The 4,862-nt window shown below is 62.2% G+C and carries 3 protein-coding genes and 1 pseudogene; all 4 read left to right on the forward strand.

Features of this window, described 5'->3' with window-relative positions; translation table 11 throughout:
- Nucleotides 1–518: pseudogene (locus AC3VI7_RS12100) on the forward strand (hypothetical protein); the annotation flags it as partial.
- 93 nt (nt 519–611) lie between these two features.
- The gene (gene hslV / locus AC3VI7_RS12105; RefSeq protein ID WP_489668068.1) at nt 612–1,148 is read left to right on the forward strand and encodes an ATP-dependent protease subunit HslV; all 537 of its coding nucleotides are present in this window, start codon (nt 612–614) and stop codon (nt 1,146–1,148) included.
- Between the two features lie 11 nt (nt 1,149–1,159).
- Nucleotides 1,160–2,482: an ATP-dependent protease ATPase subunit HslU gene (hslU, locus tag AC3VI7_RS12110; RefSeq protein WP_489668067.1), complete on the forward strand. Its 1,323-nt coding sequence runs from the start codon at nt 1,160–1,162 to the stop codon at nt 2,480–2,482.
- 29 nt (nt 2,483–2,511) lie between these two features.
- A partial coding sequence (locus tag AC3VI7_RS12115) for an EAL domain-containing protein (protein WP_489671573.1) occupies nt 2,512–4,862 on the forward strand: 2,351 nt, incomplete at its 3' end.

The following is a 4,862-nucleotide window of genomic DNA, read 5'->3' on the forward strand; positions in this document are numbered from 1 at the left end:
GTTGGTTGCTGCGCATGGAAATCTTGCGCTTGGCCAATCGCACGGTCGAATTCGACCAAACGGCGATGGACTACTGCATGACCTACGAGGTGTCACCACCGTCATGGTCGGCGGCGCGTTGCAGCATCCGCCTTTCGAGTGACGATGGCATGACGGTCTCGCCGTCGCTGACCTCACCCAACGACGGTGTGTCTACTGGATTTCTCGACTCTGATTTGGTCGATGACACCCCAAGTGAAACGGCGAGTGTCGAAATTTCCGGTCACATGGTGGGTGATATCAGTGACAAGCTCAAAGAGATTGATACCCAAATTGGGGGCGCGATTTACATCACCGTCTCGTGCCTGCGCCTGATCCGCCTCGACTTCGTCGCGGCGGGTGATTTGCTTAATTGGGTGGTGAGTCGGCACAACCAAGGGCAAACCGTGACCTTCGATAATGCGCACCGGCTTGTCGCCCTTTTCTGCGATGCGATGGGCTTCAAAGAGCACGCTCGCATCAAAATTCGTCACATCTGAATCGGGCCGATATGCCCGCTTCATGAGCCATGGGCACGATAGCGATAGATATCCGTGCCCTTTTTTGCTTTTTAGTCTTCAAAAGAACACATCATGGAGTCTTATCACGGCACAACGATCATCAGCGTGCGCCGGGGCCAGCAAGTGGCCATCGGTGGTGATGGTCAGGTCACGCTCGGCAACATTGTCGTCAAAGCCAGCGCGCGCAAAGTGCGCAAGCTCTATCACGATCAAGTTTTGGCCGGTTTTGCCGGTGCTACGGCCGATGCTTTCACGCTGTTTGAGCGTTTTGAAGCCAAGCTTGAAAAGCACCAAGGCAACTTGGTGCGCGCCGCTGTTGAGCTGACCCGCGACTGGCGTACCGACCGGGTGCTGCGCCGTCTTGAGGCCATGCTGGCCGTGGCGGATCGCAGCGCCTCGCTCATCATCACCGGCAACGGTGACGTGTTGGAGCCCGAACAAGGCATCGTGGCCATCGGCTCAGGTGGGCCTTATGCCCAAGCGGCCGCTCGCGCCTTGCTGGAACACACCGAACTGCCTCCTGAGGCCATCGTCAAGCGCTCGCTTGAGATCGCCGGGGACTTGTGCATTTACACCAACCAGCAGCACACCCTCGAAGTGCTGAGCTGATCCAAGCCGACATGAACATGACCCCGCAGGAGATCGTCTCCGAACTCGACAGCCACATCGTCGGCCAACGCGAAGCCAAACGGGCGGTAGCGATTGCGCTGCGCAACCGCTGGCGTCGTCAGCAAGTGCCCGAGGCCTTGCGCGGCGAAATCACGCCCAAGAACATCTTGATGATCGGCCCCACCGGCGTGGGAAAAACCGAGATCGCACGGCGCTTGGCCCGCTTGGCCCAAGCGCCCTTCATCAAGGTCGAAGCCACCAAGTTCACCGAAGTGGGCTATGTCGGCAAGGACGTGGACACCATCATCCGCGACTTGATCGACAGCGCCATCAAGCAAGAGCGCGAACAAGCGATCAAGCGGCTGCGGCCGATGGCCGAAGACGCCGCCGAGGACCGCATCCTTGATGTCTTGATTCCGCCGCCGCGCAGCGATTTTGGTCCGATATCGACACCCGACAGTGTCGCCCGCCAAACCCTGCGCAAGCGCTTGCGCGAAGGGCAGCTCGACGACAAAGAGATTGACTTGGAGCTGGCCGAGGCCCGCCCCGCCGTGGAGATCATGGGTCCGGCCGGCATGGAAGACATGGCCGAGCAGCTCAAGGGCATGTTTGCCCAAATGGGCGGTGAGCGCCGCAAGAGCCGCAAGCTCAGCATCCGCGAAGCCCGCCGCTTGCTGATCGACGAGGAAGCCGCACGGCTTTTGAACGACGACGAGATCAAAACCCGTGCGCTGAGCAACACCGAGCAAAACGGCATCGTCTTTATCGACGAGATCGACAAGGTCGCCACCCGCCAAGACAGCCAAGGCGCGGATGTGTCCCGCCAAGGCGTGCAGCGCGATCTGCTGCCTTTGGTCGAAGGCACTTCGGTCTCGACCAAGTACGGCATGGTGCGTACTGATCACATTTTGTTCATCGCCTCCGGCGCCTTTCATCTCTCGCGGCCCAGCGATCTGATCCCCGAGCTTCAAGGGCGTTTCCCGATCCGGGTCGAGTTGAAGTCGCTCTCGGTCGATGACTTCGAGGCGATTCTCAGCAGCACCCAGGCCAGTCTGATTCGGCAATACCAAGCGCTGTTGGCCACCGAAGGCGTCACCTTGGTCTTTCAGCCCGATGCGATCCGCCGGCTGGCTGAGTTGGCTTTTGAAGTCAACGAGCGCACTGAAAACATCGGCGCGCGCCGGCTCTCGACCGTGATGGAGCGCTTGCTCGACGAAATCTCCTTTGAGGCCCCACAGTGCCAAGGCCAGACCTTCACGGTCGATGCGGCCGAAGTAAACCGCCGGCTGGCTGATCTGGTCCGTGACCAAGATCTCTCGCGCTACATCCTCTGAAATCCGCAGCACCCACGCCGCAGCTTGTCATGACTGCTTTATCCCCAGCCCCCGGCGAAGCCCCGGCGGTGCCACACCCTCCCGCGCCTGCCGCCGCCACTGCGCTGGATTGGGAACAGCTTGGCGTACCCATGATCATGCTGGCCAACGACGCCCGCATGTTGCGCGCCAACAAGGCTTTCCGGCTGTTGGCACGCAGTGCCGATTGCGAAGACATTGGCACCGGCACCGACTGGCTCTCCTTGTTGGATACCGACGCCCGCACGCAGCTCTACGCGGCCTTGGCGGACCGAAGTGTCCATGTCGGCCCGCTGGGTTGGGTCGGCAACAGCGGCTTGCCCGTGCGCTGGCTGTCGGCCACTTTGCGTTGGCAAGTGCAAGGCACCAGTTGTTTGTGCGTGCTGCATGACGTGACGCTCGTCAAGCAGTCTGAGCAGTTGATGCAAGCCCACATGGAGGCCGCACTCGACCGCACGGATGGCATCCCGCTGCCTTTGGCCTACTTGGATGTGGCGGGACACACCTGCCTCTACACCAACGTCTTGTTCGCCCAAACCTTCGAGGTACCGGCACACAAGCGCCACGGTAGTTCTTGGGCTGAAGTGGTGGGCCGTGACTTGGCGCGCATTTGTCGCCCCGCCATCGACCACGTGCAGCGTGTCCGCACCGCTATCCGGCTCGAACAACCGTATCTGCTGCCGGCCCCGCCCGATACGGCCCCTGAAAATCAGCGCTGGCTGCAAATCACCCTAGCCCCGCACCTCGACCGGGTGAGTGTCCTGATCGGGCTGTACGTGCTGGTGGAAGACACCACCCGGAGCTACGCCCAATCGCAGTCGATGCAGGCCTCGCGCCAACGCCTCGGCCGCATGGTGCAAGCGGGTCGCGAAGGCATCGTGCTGGAACAAGCCGGGCTGGTGGTCGATGCCAATCCGGCTTTGTGCCGTCTGCTTGACGTGTCGCTGGATCAGCTCATTGGCCGGCCTTGGCAGGATTTTGTCCACAGCGAACCCATGGGGGCCTTGCGCCGTGCCGATGGTTCGGCCTTGGCGGTCGAGTGGATTGAACGCCGCAACCCGATTGCCGACAGCCCCGTGGTGGTCAGCGTGGTGCGCGACGCCAGCGAAGCCACCCTCGCGCCCACCCATCTCCATGATTTGCTGCATCACGACTTGCTCACAGGTTTGGCCAATCGATTTGCCTTGCTGACCCAGTTGAACGCCGCTTTGGCGGCCGAGCAGCACCACGTTGGTTTGTTGCATGTGGGCTTGGATCGCTTCGATGCCCTCGAAGCCACCTTGGGTAGCCAGCGTGCCGAAATCATCTTGCGTGAGGTGGCTCGGCGCTTACGCATGCCACTGCGTGGCAGTGACAGCGTGGCTTGTGTGGATCGGCACGCTTTTTGGGTGCTGTTGCCCGAGTTGCGCCAAGAGCAAGACTTGGAAGCCATTGCCCTGCGGCTTAAAACCAGCCTCGAAGCGGCGCTCTTTATCGACGGCATCAGCTTGGTGATGGAGTCCTCGATTGGCATGGCGCGCAGCAGCGAAGACAGCCCTTTGTCGGCCGAAGCGCTGCTGCAAAACGCCCAGACGGCCTTGCACCAGATCCGCTTGCGTGGCGGCTCTGATCAGGCCAGTGTCTCGGCCGGGCCGACCGCCGCCGCCGGACTCAAGGCCTTGCGCCTCGAAAGTCAGATCCGCACCGCTTTGCTCAACGACGATTTGGCGCTGCATTTCCTGCCCCAGCTGCGTTGCAGTGACGGTGCGCCCACGGGTGCCGATGCCCGGCTGCGCTGGCATCACCCCGACGATCACTGGCTTGATCTTCCCGCCCCGGCGGCGGGCTCGCTGGCCCATCCCGGTGGGCTCTCGCCCAGCCTGCTCCAAGCCTTGGGCCTGTGGATGATCCGCGCTGCCGCCCGGGCCGCGCGCCCTTGGCAGCATGTCGGCATGCCGGCTTGGTTCAGCGTGGCCCTGCCCATCTCTGCGGCCCAGTGGCAGCAGCGGGATTTCATCACCCGGGTGCAGCAGATCTTGGTGGAAGAACAGATTCCCGGGGTGTGGCTCGAATTCAAGCTCGCTGGGGCGATCTTTCAGCAACCCGCTGCCCAAGTTGATGAGCGCCTTGGCGCGCTGCGCCAGCTCGGTGTGCGGCTGTCGGTGGAGCCGCTGGGCCTTGAGGCCATTGCTTTGGAGCGCTTGCGCACGCTCGCCATCGACAAGTTGAAAATCGGTCGCCTCTGCGTGGCGGGGCTTCCTGGTGACGCCACCTGCGCCGTGGCTGCCCGCGCGGTGCTCGACTTGGCCCGCTCACGCGGCCTGAGCGTGATCGCCGAAGGCGTCGATACCGAGGCCCAGCACCGCTTTATGGTCGAAAACGG

It is taken from the genome of Leptothrix toolikensis (SeqCode) (assembly GCF_057922285.1).